Consider the following 18707-nt stretch of genomic DNA (forward strand, 5'->3'; position numbering starts at 1 on the left):
GAACCTTAGACTAGCCAATAGGGCGTCCATTGTCTGGCCCGCCGAGGGGGCTGTCAAGCGAGCTGCACGGGATTACATTCGGCTAGCCTGGCAGAAGGAATTCTATGACCAGTTTCGAGCCGAAAAATGCCAGCATCAGGGCGACAAAACCGCCGATGGTCCAGCGGATGGCGCGCAGGCTACGCCAGCCCAGCAGGCTGTGGCCAGCCAGGAGAATGGCATAGACAAACCAGGCCAGAATCGACAGCGTGGTTTTGTGAATCAAGTGCTGTGCAAAAAAATCGTCGACAAAGATGAAGCCGCTGATCAGTGAGGCTGACAGCAGAATGATGCCGGTCCAGAGCATTTCAAACAGCAGGCGCTCCATGGTCTGTAGCGGCGGCAGGCTGGCCACCAGACCACGGGTATGGTGCTGCTTGAGTGCGGTATTCTGCCGCCACAGCAGCAGCGCCTGCAGTGTTGCCAGAGTGAAAATGCTGTAGGCCAGTATCGACAGCAGTATATGTGCGATCAGGCCGGGGCCATAATTGCGGTGCAGGCTGGTGTCAGGATCCAGGGTCGCGGTAACAAGAGTAATGATGGCGACGGGAAATACGCCGATAAAGAGGTTGTCGATCTGTTGGCGTGAGCTGCTCAGCAAAACCAGCGCCGCCAGCAGCCAGCTGATCTGGCTGCCAACACTGAAAAAGCCGAGGTTGAGTCCAGTGCCCTGGTGCACTACGAGATATACAGCCAGTGCATGTACGATGACGCCGCACAGGCCCAGACCACGGATAAGGTTGCGTGTGGGTCGCTTCTGACCCTGCAATACTTGCCACTGCAACAGGGTTGCAGCCAGGTAAAACAGCACGGCAACAAGTATCGACGTCGGCAGCATCCGGGACCTCCATGGAAAGGCGCTAAGTGTGTCACAAAAAAGGGGGGCGTGAAATATGAGGTGCCGCCCTCCGGAGCCCTGCTGTATAATGCGCATCCTTTGCAAGTTCAAGGCGTCTCCCTCGCCGCTTCAGGGGCCCGATTCGGCCCAGCCGGTGGAGAAAAACAGAGGCAGGATATGTTTGAAAATCTGACAGATCGGCTCACGAAAACGCTCAAGACCGTTACCGGTCAGGCGAAACTCACCGAAGACAACATCAAGGGCACGCTGCGTGAAGTGCGAATGGCGTTGCTGGAGGCAGATGTCGCGCTACCGGTGGTCAAGGAATTCGTTAACAGCGTCAAGGACAGGGCTGTCGGCCAGGAAGTCAGCAAGAGCCTGACGCCAGGCCAGGTGTTCGTCAAGATCGTCCAGGAAGAACTGGTCAAGATCATGGGCGAGGCTAACGAAAAACTTAATCTGGCTGCCCAGCCGCCGGCCATAGTGCTGATGGCGGGTCTGCAGGGCGCAGGCAAGACCACCTCTGTCGCCAAGCTTGCGCGCACCCTGCGCGAGCGCGACAAGAAAAAGGTTCTGGTCGTGTCGGCGGACGTATATCGCCCGGCGGCGATCAAGCAGCTGGAAATGCTGGCCAGCGAAGTGGAAGTGGACTTCTTCCCGTCCAGCGCTGATCAGGATCCGGTGCAGATCGCACAGGCGGCGATTGCCCACGCCAAAATCCAGCACCACGATGTGGTGCTGGTGGATACGGCGGGCCGTCTGCATGTCGATGGCGACATGATGGATGAGATCAAGCGTCTGCACAGTGCCATCAATCCGGTGGAAACCCTGTTTGTGGTCGACGCCATGACCGGCCAGGACGCCGCGACCACGGCCAAGGCGTTCAGTGATGTGCTGCCGCTGACCGGTGTGATTCTGACCAAGGCGGACGGTGATGCCCGTGGCGGTGCCGCGCTGTCGGTACGCTATATCACTGGCAAGCCGATCAAGTTTATCGGTGTGGGTGAAAAGGTCGACGCACTCGAAGCCTTCCATCCTGATCGTGTTGCATCGCGTATTCTGGGTATGGGTGATGTCCTGTCCCTGATCGAGGAAGCCGAGCGCAAGATCGACAAGGACAAAGCCGAGAAATTTGCCCAGAAAATCAAGAAGGGCAAGGGCTTTGATCTGGAAGACTTCCGTCAGCAGATTCAGCAGATGAAGAACATGGGCGGTATGGCGGGCATGCTCGACAAGCTGCCGGGTATGGGGCAAATGGGCCAGATGGGTCAGGTTGCCGATGCCGCCAAGGCGGAAAAGGGTATGCATCAAATGGAGTCGATTATCAACTCCATGACGCCCGGCGAGCGCAGCAATCCCGATGTTATCTCCGGTTCACGCAAGCGTCGTATCGCGCTGGGCTCGGGTACTCAGATTCAGGATGTGAACCGCCTGCTCAAGCAGCACAAGCAGATGGCCAAGATGATGAAGAAATTCTCCACCAAGGGTGGCATGGCCAAAATGATGCGTGGCATGAAAGGCATGTTGCCGCCGGGCATGGGTGGCGGCGGAGGCGGTGGCGGCTTCCCCCGCATGTAATGCGCCGTCGGTACTGCTTAATATATATCCACAAAGTACTTTTGTCGGGGCCCTGTTTGACGTAAAATCTCGGCCCTGATTTTGTAGGCCCGGTAGCTGCATGGGGTTAGTCCCGGTGTAGCCCGGATTTGAAACCGCGGGCGATCCTAAAACCCGCGCAAATAAAGGGACCATGCACATGGTAACAATTCGTCTGTCTCGTGGCGGCGCCAAAAAGCGTCCGTTTTATCACCTTACCGTAGCCGATTCTCGCAATGCGCGTGATGGTCGCTTTATTGAGCGCGTTGGTTTCTTCAACCCAGTTGCTCGCGGTCAGGAAGAAAGCCTGCGCGTCGATCTGGAACGTGTTCAGTACTGGCAGGAAAAAGGCGCTAGCCTGTCCGAGCGTGTTGCTCAGCTGATCAAAGAAGCAAAGAAAGCAGCTAAGTAACGCAAGGTTGGGCCGGGTCGAAGGATGGAAGATACAAGTTCTCTTATAACGCTGGGCAAGATTACAACTCTGTACGGCGTCAAAGGTTGGGTAAAGGTTCATTCCAGTACCGAACCGATGGAAAACATCCTGAACTATGCCCCCTGGCAGCTGAAAATCGGAAACGAAACAAAATTCGTCGAGATTGAAAGTGGTCGGGTTCATGGCAAAGGCCTGGTGGCCAAGCTGGCTGGAGTAGATGATCGGGATGTGGCGCGGCTTTACTGCGGTGCTGAAATTCTGGTCGAGCGCAGCCGCCTTCCTGAACTGGAAGCCGGTGAGTACTACTGGAGGCAGCTCGAAGACCTGCTGGTATATACCGAGTCCGGCCAGTTGCTGGGCAAGGTAGAGCATCTGATCGCAACGGGTTCCAACGATGTTTTGATCGTGCGGGGCACCGAAGAGAGTATCGATCGCCGCGAGCGTTTGATTCCCTACTTGCCCGATCAGGTGATCAAAGAAATTGATTTGGTTAAGGGTAGCATTCGGGTTGACTGGGATCCGGAGTTTTAGGCGGTGTGGTTTGGTGTAGTCACCCTCTTTCCCGAGATGTTTGAAGCCGTTACGGCTTACGGGGTCACGGGACGGGCGGTGCGCAATGGGCTGATTGACGTCCGGTGCTGGAATCCCAGGGATTATACTCTGGACAAACACCGTACTGTCGATGACCGTCCCTATGGTGGCGGTCCTGGCATGCTGATGAAAGTTCAGCCATTGCGGGATGCGATACAGGCTGCGCGCAGCGCTGCTGGCGAAGGTGCGACGGTGATTTATCTGTCGCCCCAGGGGCGACGGCTGGATCATGTCGGTGCCTGTGAGCTGGCAGCAAGGCAGAAATTGATTTTGGTGGCGGGGCGTTACGAAGGTATCGACGAGCGCCTGCTGGAAACTGAAATCGATGAAGAGTGGTCGCTGGGAGACTTTGTCCTCAGCGGCGGCGAACTGCCGGGCATGACGCTGATCGACGCAGTATCCAGGCTTGTGCCTGGTGTGCTGGGTCATCAAAGCTCCGCTGCCGAAGACTCCTTTAGCGAGGGGTTGCTGGATTGCCCACACTACACGAGACCGGAACAGTTTGACGGAATGCAAGTACCCGAGGTGCTGCTAGGCGGCAATCACGAGGAAATCAGGCGCTGGCGTCTGAAACAGCAACTGGGCCGAACCTGGACAAGGCGCCCGGACCTGCTGGAAATCCTCGAGCTGAATCGCGAGCAGCAGACGTTGTTAAACGAATACATCCGTGAGACCCAGAGGTCCGACGGTTGAGTACTCACTCTAGGAGCGAGCTATGAGCGGCAAAATCTCTATCATTCAGCAGATCGAAGCTGAGCAGATGGGTAAGCAGATCCCTGAATTCGGCCCCGGTGATACCGTTGTCGTACAGGTTAAAGTAACTGAAGGCGCTCGTACGCGTCTGCAGGCATTTGAAGGTGTAGTGATCGGCAAGCGTAACCGCGGCCTGAACTCTGCCTTCACCGTACGTAAAATCTCCCACGGTGTGGGCGTTGAGCGTACTTTCCAGACTTTCAGCCCGACTGTTGACAGCATTGGTGTCAAGCGTCGCGGTGACGTGCGTCAGGCCAAGCTGTACTACCTGCGCGAACGTAGCGGCAAGTCTGCACGTATCAAGGAAAAGCTGGGCTGAGCCTTGGCTCACTTCAGTTTCTAAAAGGGCGGCCCTCGGGTCGCCCTTTTTGCGTTCGGGCTTAAGTAGCTCTGTCGTTGGCCTGTTCGCCATTTATCGCTATGATGCCTAGTATTAAAATCTCTGTAAGCCGGTACTGACAGACTACAAAAGGAACTGCAGCTATGCGGAAGTTGTTTAGATTGCTGGGATTTTTACTGATACCGGCGTTGATCGTCGGTGGTGCCTATGGATATTACTGGTACCAGGTAAAAACCTCCGCCGATCGCATGGTTGAGGCTGCGGCGCCCTTCGCTAAAATCACCTATGCGCGTGTTGTGGCCGGGATCGATGGAAGTGCTGGCGTTGCTGGCGTGCAGATAACCCCTGTGGGTAGCAAGGATTCTGTGCTGATCGGGTCTGTGCTGTTCCAGGCGCCTGATCCGCTGTTTTACCTTGATGCCGAGAAGACCCTGCGCGAAGGCAACTGGCCCGAGCATATGGCGTTGTCGGTTACGGGTCTGAGTATGACTCTTGATGCCGACTATCTGGCGCAGTGGGAGGCCATGGGGCAGTCCTTTGCCGTGCCTCAGCAAGGTACCGGCTTTGAGGCTCTCGCCTGTGGTGATGTGCAGCGCTTTGACCTGGCAACGACCCGGGCCATGAAGTATCAGCGCCTGACCATGGATATGCTGGTGGCGATGGACTTTATGCCTGGCTCCCAGTCGTTGCGACTGCGCTCCGATGTCAATGTCGCCGATATGGCGAAAACCAGTTTTTATGTCGACCTGTCTTTGGCCAGTAATGTGCTTTCTATAGGTTCGCTGGTGCAGGCGCAGCCGTCGGTTGAGCGTGTCTCGCTGGATTACGCAGACCTGGGCTACAACGCCAGACGCAATCGTTTTTGTGCTCTGAGTGGTGGTTACGCGCCGGCTGAGTATGCACAGCGACACAGTGAAATGGTGCAGGCCGAGCTGAGGCAGCTTGGCTGGTTGATGCCTGATCTGCTGGTTAAAGCCTATGCGGATCTGCAGCAGCCGCGGGCCATTTTACAGCTGGTAGCCGAGCCATCGCCGGGCTTTGGGGCTCAATCCATAGCAACGATTTCATCACCGGAAGACCTGCTTGGTTTGCTGAATGTTCAGGTGTCGGTTAATGGTGTGAGTCAGGATTTGAGTACGATCGACTGGTCGCTTGATCCAGGTGAGGCTATTGCCGCAGATGGTGCTGCTACTGAGGCTTTGCCGGATGGGGCGCTGGGCGCTGCAGTGCCGCAAACTGAAGAGCAGTCGGTCGCACTGCAGGAGCCGGAGCCCTTGGCCGCAGGCGTGGTTGAAAAGCGTGCGCCCGAGCAAGAAGACCTGGTGGTTGAACTAGAGCAGCCCAGGCCTGAGCCATCGTCGGTGACCACTATTATTGATCCTGATGTAATTCAGGTTATGCCGGGGATAGTGGTCAAGGCCAGAGCAGCGGAAAAAACCTACAAGCCCACGGCGGTGCAGCAGGTGCATAGCTATGCCGGACAGAAGGTTAAGCTGCGAACCTATTTTGGGCGCCGTATCGAAGGCACCCTGGTGCGGGTGGCTGGGGGTAATCTGGAAGTAGAGCAGCGTCTGGACCGCGGAGTGGCAGTTTTCCCGATTGCGGCTGACAAGGTGGCAGAGCTGTCTGTCTGGCGTTAAGGCGGCCGTGTCGGATATTGAAGGTGACGGCCGCTTGCGCCGGCGCTCGCCCCAGGAGGCCGATCAGCGCGATATAGAGCGGTATATCGATGCTCTCTGGCTTGAAAAGGGTCTCAGTGCCAATACTTTGGCGTCATACAGGCGTGATCTCAGTATTTTTGCCTGCTGGCTTAATGATCAGGGTGCGGCCTTGCTTGACGCGGACCGGGCGCTGCTGCGCCGTCATCTAGACTGGCGGCTCGAAGCCCGGCTCAAGGCCAGTTCCACGGCGCGTCTGCTGTCCTGTCTGCGTGGCTTTTATCGTTACTGGATTCGAGAAGAGCGCCTGGCAGATGATCCGACGCTGCAGATCGACAGTCCGCGCCGTGCCCGGCCATTACCTAAAACTCTGACCGAAGCAGATGTTGAGCAGCTGCTGGCTGCACCGCCGCTGGATGATGCCCTGGGGCTGCGGGATAGGGCTATGCTGGAAGTGCTCTATGCCACCGGTCTGCGGGTGTCGGAGCTGGTCGGTCTGTCCTGTGGGCAAGTGAACCTGCGTCAGGGGCTGGTGCGGGTGATTGGCAAGGGTGACAAGGAGCGATTGGTTCCGCTGGGTGACGAGGCCGTGCACTGGCTGCAGCGTTATCTGCTACAGGCGCGTCGAGAACTGATTGAAACGGGTTCCGAGGTGCTGTTTCCCAGCCGACGCGGACAGCAAATGACGCGCCAGACATTCTGGCATCGGGTCAAGCTGCATGCCGTGACAGGCGGTATCGATAAGCCCCTGTCCCCCCATGTGCTACGTCATGCCTTCGCTACCCATCTGGTGAATCATGGCGCTGATCTGCGAGTGGTGCAGATGTTGCTGGGTCACAGCGATCTTTCAACCACGCAGATTTATACTCAGGTCGCGCAGCACCGGCTGCAGTCCGTACACCGTCAGCACCATCCGCGGGGCTAGCAGCTGGGGTTCAGGGAACTTATTAGTGCCTGTCTCGTCTGAGAAGGTCTATAAACATCGACTGATATTGAGGGTTTTTATGTATAAATCTATCCTGAGTGCCCTTATGGTGCTGGGCTTCAGTGGCACGTTGCAGGCAGCTGAGGCTGATGCCGGGATTACCGAAATCATTTCCCAGCAGTTGATGAAGGTCGATGCCCGTATTCCGGTGGAGTCCGTTACTGAAGCGCAGATGCCGGGTATCTATGAAGTTGTTCTGGGTACCGGTGAAGTGCTTTATGCCGATCCGAAAGGCGAGTACTTCATGCTGGGTCAGCTCTACAAACTGAGTGATGACAAGGGTTTCGTAAACCTGACGGAAGCGCGTCTGAATACGCAACGGGTCGCGCTTATAGAGGGGGTCGATGCGAAAGATCGCATCTCTTTCAAGCCTGAGGGTGAGGTCAAGGCGACGATAGCGGTGTTTACCGACGTTGATTGTCCCTACTGCCGCAAGCTGCACGATGAGGTTCCCAAGCTGAATGCCATGGGGATTCAGGTGGATTACCTGGCCTTTCCGCGCGGAGGTGAGCGTTCCGAAGCCTTTACCAAGATGCAGTCGGTCTGGTGTTCGGCGCCGGATCAGCGTGCCGAGAACCTGACGAAGGTTAAGGGCGGTGAAACCATCACGGCTCTGGCCTGTGATTCGCCGGTAATGGATCAGTTCGCGCTGGGGCAAAAGGTGGGCGTAACCGGTACGCCTGCGTTGGTATTTGAAGATGGTAGCCTGGTTCCGGGGTACATGCCGGCGGCGCGTCTGGCCCAGATGCTCGGTCTGGCACAGTAAAACTGTTCCTGCAAGTGGCACGGTTTGTTCGTGTCACTTGCTGTCTGTTTGTCCTTCCCTGATCTGCCGTTCGGCAAATTCATCCTGCATCTTCTGTATATCCCTATCCAAGTCGGGTCCAACTCCCGTTATAATACTCACCCATTTTTACCGCGGATGACGAAAGGTCATCCGGTTCGACTCAACAGCGAGTGAGGTATTGATTTGAAACCGGTTAAAGTTGGTATCTGCGGTCTTGGCACCGTAGGCTGCGGCACCTTCAATGTGCTTCAGCGCAATGGAGAGGAAATCAGTCGTCGTGCAGGCCGCGATATAGTCGTAGCCCAGGTGGGCGCGCGGCGTGAAAACCCGAACGCTGATACCCGCGGCATTGACCTTACCGCCGACATTTTCGCGGTTGCGACCAACCCGGAAATCGATATCGTGGTTGAGCTCATCGGTGGCTATGATGTCGCCCGCAAGCTGGTGCTGACGGCGATCGAAAACGGCAAGCATGTGGTCACCGCCAACAAGGCGCTGATCGCCGTGCACGGCAACGAGATTTTTGCAGCGGCGCAGAAGAACAACGTCATCGTGGCCTTCGAGGCGGCGGTTGCCGGCGGCATTCCTATTATCAAGGCGATCCGTGAAGGCCTGGCCGGCAACCAGATCAACTGGCTGGCGGGCATTATCAATGGCACCGGCAACTTCATCATGAGCGAAATGCGTGAGAAGGGCCGTGACTTTGCCGATGTGCTGGCCGAAGCCCAGGCGCTGGGTTACGCCGAAGCCGATCCTACTTTTGATGTGGAAGGTATCGATGCAGCGCACAAGCTGACCATCCTGGCTTCCATCGCATTCGGTATTCCGCTGCAGTTCGACAAGGCCTATACCGAAGGTATCAGCGCCATTACTCAGGACGACGTGACCTACGCCGACGAGCTGGGCTATCGCATCAAGCATCTGGGTATCAGCCGTCGTACTGACGCGGGTATCGAGCTGCGGGTGCATCCGACACTGATTCCCAAGCCGCTGCTGCTGGCCAATGTCGAAGGTGTAATGAATGCGGTTATGGTCGACGGTGATGCCGTGGGTCAGACGCTGTACTACGGAGCTGGCGCGGGTGCGGAACCTACGGCGTCTGCCGTGGTGGCTGATGTGATCGACGTGGTGCGCATGCTGGATTCCGCGCAGGGCAACCGTGTACCGCATCTGGCCTTCCAGCCGAGTCAGCTTTCGGACCTGCCGGTGTTGCCGGTGGAGGACATTCAGACTGCTTACTATCTGCGCATTCACGCTATCGAGCGTCCCGGCGTACTGGCCCATATCACTAAAATATTTGGTGATAGCGGTATTAACATCGAAGCCATAATCCAGAAGGAAACCACCGCCGAGCAAGTGCCGGTGATTATCCTGACGCAGCGGGTGAAGGAGCGGGTGATGAATGATGCTCTGGCTCAGATCGAGGCGCTGGACGATATCCTTGGCAAGGTAACCCGCATCCGTGTCGAGTTGCTGAAGGATTGAGGAAACGAGCATGAAATATATTTCGACCCGGGGTCAGGCGCCGGCACTCAATTTTGAAGAAGTGCTGCTGGCAGGACTGGCCAGTGATGGCGGGCTTTATGTGCCCGAAACACTGCCGACCTTTAGTACTGAAGAAATCGCATCCTGGGCGGCACTGCCGTACCACGAGCTGGCTTTCAAGGTGATTCAGCCCTTCGTCAGTGACTGCATCGATGATGCTGACCTGAAAAAAATGGTGGATGAAACCTACGCCGCTTTTGATCACAGCGCCGTGGCGCCGCTGGTACAGTTGGGCAGCAACGAATGGGTGCTGGAACTGTTCCATGGCCCGACGCTGGCATTTAAGGATTTTGCGCTGCAGCTGCTGGGCCGGCTGATGGATCATGTGCTGGCCAAGCGCGGCGAGCGTCTGGTTATCATGGGTGCCACCTCCGGTGACACCGGTTCCGCTGCCATCGAAGGCTGCCGTCACAGTGATCATCTGGATATCTTTATCCTGCACCCCAACAAGCGGGTGTCTGAGGTTCAGCGTCGCCAGATGACCACAGTGAAGGCCGATAACGTCTTCAATATTGCACTGGAAGGCAACTTTGATGACTGCCAGCAGATGGTCAAGGACAGCTTTGCCGATCAGAGCTTCCTCAAGGGGCTGAAGCTCGGTGCCGTCAACTCGATCAACTGGGCCCGCATCATGGCTCAGATCGTGTACTACTTTGCAGCCTCCCTGGCCGTGGGCGGCCCGCATCGTGAAGTCGCCTTTTCGGTGCCGACTGGCAACTTCGGCGATATCTTCGCAGGCTACCTGGCCAAGCAGATGGGTCTGCCCATCGCTCAGCTGGTGGTTGCTACCAACCGCAACGACATTCTGCACCGGGTTATTTCCGGTAACGACATGAGCCGCGGTGAGCTGGTGCACACGCTGTCACCGTCAATGGATATCATGGTGTCGTCCAACTTCGAGCGTTTGCTGTTCGATGTGTACGACCGTGATGGCGCGGCCATTTCTGATCTGATGGCGCGTTTTCGTACCGATGCCGTACAGCTCGACGCAGCGCGCTGGGCCAATGTCCGCGAGCTGTTCGACAGTCAGGCGGTAGACGACGAAACCACCTGCAAGCTGATTCGTGAGGTGCATGCGCAAACCGGCTATCTGCTGGATCCGCACACCGCCATTGGTCTGCAGGCCGGGCGTGACCGCAACCGTGATCGCAGCATTCCGATGATCACCCTGGCCACGGCCCATCCGGTCAAGTTCCCGGAGCCGGTGGTCAAGGCGGGTCTCGAGTCGCCGCAGCTGCCAGAAGGCATGGCGGATCTGTTTGAGCGCCCCGAGCACTATGAAGTGCTGGCTAATGACCTGTCCGTGGTACAGGCATTCCTGGCCTCCCATGTTCACAAGGCGTGACAGTACCAGCGCCTGATGTGCTGAGGCCGATTTGCAGTGCCTGTGGCGCTGCCTATCGGCTGTAGCTGCATGGATAATCTGTTCTTCCTCATTTCCAAAACCCTGTGGCTGGCGGTACAGCCGGATAACCTGCTGGTTCTGCTGCTATTGCTGGCGGCCTGGGGTGTCTGGCTAGGGCGTCGCTGGGGTCGGGTTTTGCTGGGTTTTCTGGCCCTGGCCATGTTGAGTCTTATGCTGCTGCCACTGGGTAATCTGCTGCTGCAGCCGCTGGAATCACGCTTTCTGCCTGCGGCACTGCCCGAGTCGGTGGCGGGCATTATGGTACTGGGCGGCGGCGAGGATGCCGACCTGAGTGCGCGCTGGGAGCAAAGCCAGTTCAACAGTGCGGCCGAGCGTCTGATGGTGCTGCCAGAGCTGATGCAGCGCTATCCTGACGCCCAGGTTGTGTTCAGTGGTGGCTCTGCCGCGGTGCTGGATGCACAGTACCGCGGCGCCGATGTGGCCCAGAACTGGCTGGCCACGCTGCCGGCATCCCTGTTCGAGCGGCCGGTGCTGTTCGAGCGAGATTCGCGTAATACCTGGGAAAATGCGCTCTTCAGCGCTCGCCTGCTGGGTGGCGTACCTGAGCAACCCTGGCTGCTGGTCACCTCGGCCTTCCACATGCCACGCTCCGTGGGTATCTATCGACAGCTTGGCTGGCAGCTAGTGCCTTATCCGGTGGACTACATCAGCTCCGGGGATTTGGTGCGGGTGCAGTTCGCCCTCAATCTGCGTGATCTGGTGGTGGGCGTGCGAGAATGGACAGGTCTGCTGATTTACCACCTCACAGGGCGCACCACTGCGTTTTTCCCGGCACCCGAGGCCTGATGCCATGACGGATATACAGATCGAACGGCGCCCGACGCCGGACAGCAGCCTGCCGGTTTTCAGTCAAACCCATGCCGTGCTGGCGCGCATCTATGCCGCCCGCGGCGTGCAATCGCTGGATCATCTGGGGCGTTCACTTGCAGAGCTGCTGCCGGATTCCGGCCTGCAGGGGCTGGATGCGGCGGTGGCCCGGCTGGTAAAGGCGATTAGCGCCGGCGAGAGCATACTGATTGTCGGCGACTTTGACTGCGATGGTGCCACCAGTACCGCAGTGGCGGTGCTGGCGCTACGCATGATGGGCGCAGCCCAGGTGGATTACCTGGTGCCCAACCGCTTTGAGTACGGCTATGGCCTGAGTCCTGAAATCGTTGAAGTGGCCCGTCAGCAGAACCCGAATCTGCTGGTGACGGTCGACAACGGCATCTCCAGTATTGAGGGGGTGGCCCGCGCCAATGCCTGTGGCATGGATGTGGTGGTGACCGATCACCACCTGGCCGGCAGCGAACTGCCGGCGGCCTGCGCCATCGTCAACCCCAATCAGCCGGGCTGCGGCTTTATTGCCAAGTCGACCTGCGGTGTCGGGGTGATTTTTTACGTCATGATCGCGCTGCGCCGAGCGCTTAGCGCCAGTGGCTGGTTTGAACAGCGTAACCTGCGGGCGCCGAACCTCGCCAGTCTGCTGGATCTGGTGGCGCTGGGGACTGTGGCCGATGTGGTGGCGCTGGAGCACAACAACCGCGTGCTGGTGCACCAGGGTCTGCAGCGTATCCGGGCTGGCAAGGCGCGTCCTGGCTTGCGGGCGCTCATTGAGGTGTCGGGCCGCAGCCAGTCGCGTCTGGTAGCGAGTGATCTTGGCTTTGCCCTGGCGCCGCGCCTCAACGCCGCCGGCCGGCTCGAAGACATGTCTATCGGCATCGAATGTCTGCTCACCGATGATCCTGATCGTGCGCTGGAGCTTGCCCGTACCCTCGATGAGCTGAATCAGGAGCGTCGTGGTATTGAGCAGGAGATGCAGCAGCAGGCACTGCAATCGCTGGCACGGCTGGAGCTGGATGAGACAGCGTTGCCCGTGGGGCTCTGCCTGTACGATGAAAGCTGGCATCAGGGTGTTATCGGGATTCTGGCCTCGCGCATCAAGGAGCGGGTACATCGCCCGGTCATTGCCTTTGCCCCTGGCGACAATGGTGAGATCAAGGGATCGGCCCGCTCGATCAGCGGTTTTCATATCCGCGACGGGCTTGATGCCATAGCTGCGCGCTACCCCGGCTTGCTGCACAAGTTTGGCGGCCATGCGATGGCGGCGGGCATGACGCTGGATGCGGCACGTTTTGACGACTTCAGTGCGGCCTTTGATGAGCAAGTGCGACAACAACTCGATGAAAAAGCCCTCACACGACGTCTGCTGACGGATGGCGCATTGAGTGCCGCCGATCTGAGTATCGAGCTGGCGGAAGTGCTTCGAGAAGGCGGGCCCTGGGGGCAGCAGTTTGCGGAGCCACTGTTCGATGGTGAGTTTGGTTTGCTGCAGCAGCGCATTGTCGGGCAGCGGCATCTGAAGCTGGTTCTGATGGAGCCGGCCACCGGGCTCGCGATCGATGCCATCTGGTTTAATATTGATACGGCACTCTGGCCAGACACCTCGGTGCAACGGGTACGGGTGGTGTATCGGCTGGACGTGAATGAGTTTCGCGGCCAGCGTAATCTGCAGCTGATGGTGGATCACCTCGAAGCGATCAGCGCATAAGTGTGGGGTCGTACTGGCTCCAGAATTTGTTGATAAAAGGAAATACGGGAATGAATGATCTGACGCTGAATGAACTCAACACCCTGCTGGCGGTTTTCGCCAGGGCTGGCGTTGAAACGGGCGCAGGTGCCGAGGGTGAGCTGCTGCAGCGTCTGAGCCAGGCCCAGGCTGAGCGCGAAGAACTGGACAGCATGGACTTTGACGACTGCGCCGGCGGTGCCTGCAAACTATAATGCTGCTTAGCGCCACCTATAGTCAGCAGCAATGGTTGGCAGATTGATCGTGCCGGTTTGTGCCGCTCGCTGACATTGTGCGGGATGCGGTATGGGTGGATCTCAGGGAAGAATACAGCCAGACTTGGCGGTGCTGATTGCCGCCGCAGCGCTTTGTCATCGCATCTAAGCATTGAAGTTGACCGTGCCTTTGTCGGGTCACGCAAGTCAGGAGCCATTGATGTCAGCAGGACGCAGCAATTTGTCTGCTTGTATAGCGCAAAGTCGGTTGCTGTGTCCGAGGCTGGCTCTGGTAACTGTGCCCGCTTTGATGCTGTTGCCTTCGACCTTGCGAGCGGCAGGCGTCCAGACGTTGCTTGATAATCCCGGGCCTGTGCCGGCTGTCCTGCTGTTGATGCTTGTGCTCATTCTGGCAGCGCTGGCTGCTGTCTGTTTTCACTGCTGGCGTCAGCAGGCGCAGTTGCGCGAACTTGAGGCCAGTCGCAATCGTTATAAAGCCATCTTCGATACGCTGCCTGAATCGGCTTCTATCAAAAACGCCCGTGGCCAGTATCTGGATTGTAATCGTGCTTTTGAGGCTTTCACCGGATTTGATGTTGCTGCGCTGCAGGGAAGAACCAGTGGTGAAATATTCTCGGCGTCGGATGGGCAGCGCATTTCGGTGCAGGACCGCCAGGCGCTTGAGTCAGACGGGGTTTTCGCTGGCGAAGACTGGGTACATAGCGTCGGTCGTCGACCGCGGCTGGTAAGTTTTTTGCGTACCCGCCTGCCAATTCAGGGGGCGCAGGAAAAGACGATACTGGTGATCGGCAGTGACATTACCGAGCAGCGCCAGGAAGCCGTTATCACGCGGCTACAGAGCATGACACTGGACTGTCTGCTGCGCGGCATTGCCCTGCCCATCGTGCTTGAACGTCTTATTGAAACGGTTGAGCAGGCCTATCCTTGGCTGCTCTGTTCGGTCATGCTGCTCGATAAGGATCACTTGCTGCGCTCTACGGCTGCGCCCTCATTACCGGATTATTTTCGCGAAATATCAGACGGTCTGAGCGCAGCAGAAGGCGTTGGTGCCTGCGGTACGGCTGCCGCCACCGGCAAGCGCGTGCTTGTTGAGGATGCGCAGCAACATCCCTATTTCTCTGCTTTTGTAGAGGTTGTGGCACGGGCCAATATTGTAGCCTGCTGGTCGGAGCCCGTGTTTGACAGTCAGGGTGGAATCCTGGGGACCTTCTGCTTGTATTCGCCTGAAGCAGGTGCGCCAACACCGGCGCAGATCAAGCTGCTGGAACAGGCGGCGCGGCTGGTGAGTCTTGCGGTGGAACGTAGCCGGCGCGAAGATCAGTTGCGAAAGCTGTCGCGGGCGGTGGAGCAAAGCTCCAGCATGGTGGTAATTACCGACGCCAGCGGCATTATCGAATACGTGAATGAAGAGTTCTGCGAAGTCACCGGCTACAGCGTTGAGGAGGTGCTGTGGCAGCGTCCGTCGCTGCTGAAATCCGGTGAGACTGACCCCGAGGTCTATCGCAATATGTGGCAGGCGTTGTTGGCGGGGGAGGACTGGCACGGTGAAATTCGCAATAGGCGCAAGTCCGGTGCGCTCTACTGGTCGGCACTGTCACTGTCGCCGATTCAGGATGATAACGGCAACGTGACTCATTTTATCGGCATCAGTGAAGATATCTCCGCTCAGAAGCATTCCCAGGCGCAGATTGAGCAGCTGGCCTTCTATGATCCCCTTACCCAGCTGGGTAACCGGCGACTGTTCCGCGAGCAGCTGGATCAGGAACTGCGCAAGGTGCGCCGCACCGGCCAGCAGTTGGCGGTGTTCTATCTGGATCTGGACAACTTCAAGCAGATTAACGATACCCTCGGTCATGATATAGGTGACCGGCTGTTGCAGGCGATCGCCGGGCACCTGCGGGTGACGCTGCGCGAGACCGATATTATCGCGCGCCTGGGGGGGGATGAATTCATCATCCTGCTACCTCAGGTGACGGGCCTGGGGCAGGCCAAGAAAGTAGCGGAGAAACTGCTTAACGCGCTGCGCACGCCTATTCCTGTGGCCGGGCATGAGGTGCTGATTACCTTCAGTATCGGCATTACGCTAGCGCCGGATGACGGTGATACCTGGTCTGTACTGATGAAAAATGCGGATCTGGCAATGTACCGAGCCAAGCGTCAGGGGCGCAACAACTACCAGTTCTTTACCCGTGAAATGAATGAAGAGGTGATGCGGCGGGCGCAGATGGAAGCCGAGCTGCGCACTGCGCTGGAAGGAGGGCACTTCAGTCTCGTCTATCAGCCGCAGTGGAATTTGCTGGGCGGTTTGCAGCTGGTGGGTATGGAAGCCCTGATTCGCTGGCACCATGCTGAGCGTGGCTGGATTTCACCGGCTGAATTCATTCCTGTGGCTGAGGAGTTGGGCCTGATAGTGCCGCTGGGTAACTGGGTTATCCGCGAAGCCTGTAGTGCCGGTTTTCATGTGGTCGAGCAGGGGCATGATGTCAAGGTGGCGGTGAACCTGTCGCTGCGCCAGTTCCGTGACCCGAACCTGCTGAATACGGTGCGTGAGGCGCTTCAGAGCAGCGGGCTTGAAGCACGCTATCTGGAATTCGAGATTACCGAATCCATGATCATGGACGATATCAATCGTGTGCTTGAGATCCTGGGCGCGCTCAAGGAGTTGGGTGTAACGCTGTCGATCGACGACTTTGGTACCGGCTATTCTTCGCTGAGTTATCTCAAGCAACTGCCGCTGGACCAACTCAAGGTGGATGCTTCCTTTGTGCGGGATATACCTCACGACCGCAACGACATGGAAATTACCGCCGCCGTTATCGCCATGGCTCACAAGCTGGGATTAAAGGTGGTGGCGGAGGGCATTGAAACCCCGGAGCAGCTGGCCTTCTTGCGCGAGAACCGCTGTGAAATGGGCCAGGGCTACCTGCTGGCGCGCCCTATGCCGCTGGAATCGGTTATGCAGCTATTGGAGGTTGAACTGACCGACTGAGTCACGGGCGGCGCCCAGGTTTTGCTGTCGCTGTCATGCGTCTGTCATTAAACGGGCATAGTCTGGCGGCCATAATGTCGCTAGCTCCCGGTGAATAACGCATGCAGTCAAGCCTTCACACAGCGCCCCTGGCGAACGAACTCAGTGTGCTGGACAGCATCATTCGTGATGAAAATCTGACCCCCTATTTCCAGCCAATAGTCGATCTTCAGAGCGGTGAGGTGATTGGCCATGAGGCGCTGATTCGCGGCCCCCAGGACAGCGCTCTGCAGATGCCTGGGCCTCTGTTTGAAGCCGCTCTGGCCGAAGGCACCCTGGCTGAGCTGGAGTTGCTATGCCGACGCCTGGCATTAGAGCGTTTTGCTGAACTGAGGCCCGCCGGCCTATTGTTTCTGAATATTAATGCGTCTCTGCTCGGCCTGCCAGGTCACCCCCAGGGGCTGACGCTGGAGTGGCTCGAACAACTGCAGATTCCTCAGGCCAGTATCGTTATCGAGTTGTCGGAGCAGCATCCATTTGATCACTGCGGCCTGACGCAGACTGCGGTGCGCCACTATCAGGACATGGGTTTTGGTATTGCCATCGATGACCTGGGTTCAGGTTATTCTGGGCTGCGGCTCTGGTCAGAGCTGGAACCTGCCTACGTCAAGATCGACAAGCACTTTGTGCGTGGTATCGATCAGGACAGCGTGAAGCGCGAGTTCGTCAAATCCATTATCAATATAGGTAACAGCACCCGCTGTCGCATCGTTGCCGAGGGGATTGAAACTCGCGGCGAGCTGCATGCGCTGCAGCTACTGGGTGTTGGTTTTGGTCAGGGGTTTCTGCTTGGCAAGCCCCAGTCGCTGCCAGTGTCCGCGGCGGCGTGCCGTCATATAGCCATGACGTCGAGCCGGGCCAGTCGAGACAATGAGCGGGCCGAGACCGCTGCCGTACTGCTCAGGTCTGCACCGGCGGTGGCCCTGGACGACAAGATCGATACCGCCAGTGTGCTGCTGCGCCAGCACCCGGATTTGACCCTTATTCCGGTACTGGATGAGGGGCAGCCTGTGGGTGTGCTGCGTCGACAGGAGCTGTGGGAACTCTATTCCAGCCAGTATGGACGGGCACTCTATGAACATAGGCCGGTAAGTCACATTATGCAGCGTGATTTTCTGGCGGTTGAGGTTGGCATGCCGCTGGAGCAGGTGTCGCATTTGCTTACCGAGCAGGAGTCCAGCCTGGTGCAGCAGGATATTCTTATCGTTCAGGATGGCAGCTATCTGGGCATGGGCAATATACGCGACCTGCTGCGCACTATTACCGAGCTCAAGATTCGTACGGCCCGCTATGCCAATCCGCTGACGCTGCTGCCGGGTAATGTGCCGGTGAACGAGGAGCTCGATCGTCTCCTTGAGGGCGCCTGTGATTTCCACGTAGCCTATTTCGACCTGAATCAGTTCAAGGCCTATAACGATCGCTACGGCTACGCCAGGGGTGATCGAGTGATAAGGCACTTGGGCGATCTGCTGGCTCGCCATGCCAGTGCGCCTGATACCTTTGTGGGTCATATTGGCGGCGATGACTTCGTGGTGATATTCCGGCACGGGCTTTGGAGGGGGGCCTGCGAGCGTATTCTGGAAGATTTTGGCCATTCTGTGCGCGAATTCTATGATCCGCAGCATCTGAAAGACGGCGGTATCTGGGCCCAGGGGCGTGAGGGCGGCCATCAGTTCCATGAGTTACTGGGGCTTGCTGTCGGCGTGGTGCATCCCGATCCTTACCGCTGCCCCGGGTTTCAGGAGGTGGGGGAGCTTGCCGCCGAAGCCAAGAAGGCCGCCAAAACTACCCGCCTCGGTCCCTTGTATCTGTCCCCGCGCCGCGCGCTCTGATCGATATTCTTTCAATGCGGCCGCTATCCGGTGCCGCTGATGATCTCTGCTATAGTGTGCGTTTCGTAACGG

The 18707-nt window shown here is 57.8% G+C and carries 16 protein-coding genes; 15 read left to right on the top strand and 1 reads right to left on the bottom strand.

Annotation, left to right across the window (positions count from 1 at the left end):
- Positions 1-82: 82 nt before the first annotated feature.
- Positions 83-877, bottom strand: coding sequence for a cytochrome C assembly family protein (locus tag MPRO_RS01635; RefSeq protein ID WP_067286200.1), 795 nt, complete (start codon positions 875-877; stop codon positions 83-85).
- A gap of 177 nt (positions 878-1054) precedes the next feature.
- On the opposite strand from MPRO_RS01635, the gene ffh reads away from it, so the two are divergent.
- The 15 genes from ffh to MPRO_RS01710 all read left to right on the top strand — a co-directional run bounded on the left by ffh (position 1055) and on the right by MPRO_RS01710 (position 18635).
- Complete coding sequence (ffh, locus tag MPRO_RS01640) at positions 1055-2455, top strand: signal recognition particle protein (RefSeq protein ID WP_067286202.1); 1401 nt, start codon at positions 1055-1057, stop codon at positions 2453-2455.
- Between the two features lie 178 nt (positions 2456-2633).
- Entirely contained in the window at positions 2634-2885 is a 252-nt protein-coding gene (gene rpsP / locus MPRO_RS01645; protein WP_067286204.1) for a 30S ribosomal protein S16, read from the top strand.
- Positions 2886-2909: 24 nt separating this feature from the next.
- The gene (gene rimM / locus MPRO_RS01650) at positions 2910-3437 is read left to right on the top strand and encodes a ribosome maturation factor RimM (RefSeq protein ID WP_067286205.1); all 528 of its coding nucleotides are present in this window, start codon (positions 2910-2912) and stop codon (positions 3435-3437) included.
- Positions 3438-3440: 3 nt separating this feature from the next.
- Complete coding sequence (gene trmD, locus MPRO_RS01655) at positions 3441-4190, top strand: tRNA (guanosine(37)-N1)-methyltransferase TrmD (protein ID WP_067286207.1); 750 nt, start codon at positions 3441-3443, stop codon at positions 4188-4190.
- Between the two features lie 22 nt (positions 4191-4212).
- Positions 4213-4569 carry a 50S ribosomal protein L19 gene (rplS, locus tag MPRO_RS01660; RefSeq protein WP_067286209.1) on the top strand — a complete coding sequence of 119 codons (357 nt, stop codon included), beginning with the start codon at positions 4213-4215 and terminating at the stop codon, positions 4567-4569.
- Positions 4570-4733: 164 nt separating this feature from the next.
- A complete protein-coding gene (locus tag MPRO_RS01665) occupies positions 4734-6230 on the top strand; it encodes an LSm family protein (RefSeq protein ID WP_067286211.1) in 1497 nt (498 codons plus the stop codon).
- Positions 6231-6237: 7 nt separating this feature from the next.
- Positions 6238-7173: a site-specific tyrosine recombinase XerD gene (xerD, locus tag MPRO_RS01670; protein WP_216821211.1), complete on the top strand. Its 936-nt coding sequence runs from the start codon at positions 6238-6240 to the stop codon at positions 7171-7173.
- A 79-nt stretch (positions 7174-7252) separates the two neighbouring features.
- On the top strand, positions 7253-7999 hold the full coding sequence (locus MPRO_RS01675) for a DsbC family protein (RefSeq protein WP_067286212.1): 747 nt from the start codon (positions 7253-7255) through the stop codon (positions 7997-7999).
- A gap of 204 nt (positions 8000-8203) precedes the next feature.
- Positions 8204-9505: a homoserine dehydrogenase gene (locus MPRO_RS01680; protein ID WP_067286214.1), complete on the top strand. Its 1302-nt coding sequence runs from the start codon at positions 8204-8206 to the stop codon at positions 9503-9505.
- Positions 9506-9515: 10 nt separating this feature from the next.
- Positions 9516-10910 carry a threonine synthase gene (gene thrC, locus MPRO_RS01685; RefSeq protein WP_067286216.1) on the top strand — a complete coding sequence of 465 codons (1395 nt, stop codon included), beginning with the start codon at positions 9516-9518 and terminating at the stop codon, positions 10908-10910.
- Positions 10911-10979: 69 nt separating this feature from the next.
- Positions 10980-11777: a YdcF family protein gene (locus tag MPRO_RS01690; protein WP_067286217.1), complete on the top strand. Its 798-nt coding sequence runs from the start codon at positions 10980-10982 to the stop codon at positions 11775-11777.
- A 4-nt stretch (positions 11778-11781) separates the two neighbouring features.
- Complete coding sequence (gene recJ / locus MPRO_RS01695; protein WP_102136246.1) at positions 11782-13521, top strand: single-stranded-DNA-specific exonuclease RecJ; 1740 nt, start codon at positions 11782-11784, stop codon at positions 13519-13521.
- A 50-nt stretch (positions 13522-13571) separates the two neighbouring features.
- Positions 13572-13754: a hypothetical protein gene (locus MPRO_RS01700; RefSeq protein WP_067286219.1), complete on the top strand. Its 183-nt coding sequence runs from the start codon at positions 13572-13574 to the stop codon at positions 13752-13754.
- A 352-nt stretch (positions 13755-14106) separates the two neighbouring features.
- Positions 14107-16764 carry a sensor domain-containing protein gene (locus MPRO_RS01705; protein ID WP_067286221.1) on the top strand — a complete coding sequence of 886 codons (2658 nt, stop codon included), beginning with the start codon at positions 14107-14109 and terminating at the stop codon, positions 16762-16764.
- Positions 16765-16865: 101 nt separating this feature from the next.
- Positions 16866-18635 carry a GGDEF domain-containing protein gene (locus tag MPRO_RS01710; protein WP_067286222.1) on the top strand — a complete coding sequence of 590 codons (1770 nt, stop codon included), beginning with the start codon at positions 16866-16868 and terminating at the stop codon, positions 18633-18635.
- Positions 18636-18707 lie beyond the last annotated feature (72 nt).

Origin of the sequence: Marinobacterium profundum (genome assembly GCF_001528745.1) — a bacterium.
Taxonomy (GTDB): domain Bacteria; phylum Pseudomonadota; class Gammaproteobacteria; order Pseudomonadales; family Balneatricaceae; genus Marinobacterium_A; species Marinobacterium_A profundum.

Coding starts and splice junctions, on each gene's coding strand:
- recJ (WP_102136246.1), top strand. CDS start 11,782: ATGACGGATATACAGATCGAACGGCGCCCGACGCCGGACAGCAGCCTG.
- MPRO_RS01675 (WP_067286212.1), top strand. CDS start 7,253: ATGTATAAATCTATCCTGAGTGCCCTTATGGTGCTGGGCTTCAGTGGC.
- rimM (WP_067286205.1), top strand. CDS start 2,910: ATGGAAGATACAAGTTCTCTTATAACGCTGGGCAAGATTACAACTCTG.
- rplS (WP_067286209.1), top strand. CDS start 4,213: ATGAGCGGCAAAATCTCTATCATTCAGCAGATCGAAGCTGAGCAGATG.
- thrC (WP_067286216.1), top strand. CDS start 9,516: ATGAAATATATTTCGACCCGGGGTCAGGCGCCGGCACTCAATTTTGAA.
- MPRO_RS01710 (WP_067286222.1), top strand. CDS start 16,866: ATGCAGTCAAGCCTTCACACAGCGCCCCTGGCGAACGAACTCAGTGTG.
- MPRO_RS01690 (WP_067286217.1), top strand. CDS start 10,980: ATGGATAATCTGTTCTTCCTCATTTCCAAAACCCTGTGGCTGGCGGTA.
- MPRO_RS01665 (WP_067286211.1), top strand. CDS start 4,734: ATGCGGAAGTTGTTTAGATTGCTGGGATTTTTACTGATACCGGCGTTG.
- rpsP (WP_067286204.1), top strand. CDS start 2,634: ATGGTAACAATTCGTCTGTCTCGTGGCGGCGCCAAAAAGCGTCCGTTT.
- ffh (WP_067286202.1), top strand. CDS start 1,055: ATGTTTGAAAATCTGACAGATCGGCTCACGAAAACGCTCAAGACCGTT.
- MPRO_RS01700 (WP_067286219.1), top strand. CDS start 13,572: ATGAATGATCTGACGCTGAATGAACTCAACACCCTGCTGGCGGTTTTC.
- MPRO_RS01635 (WP_067286200.1), bottom strand. CDS start 877: ATGCTGCCGACGTCGATACTTGTTGCCGTGCTGTTTTACCTGGCTGCA.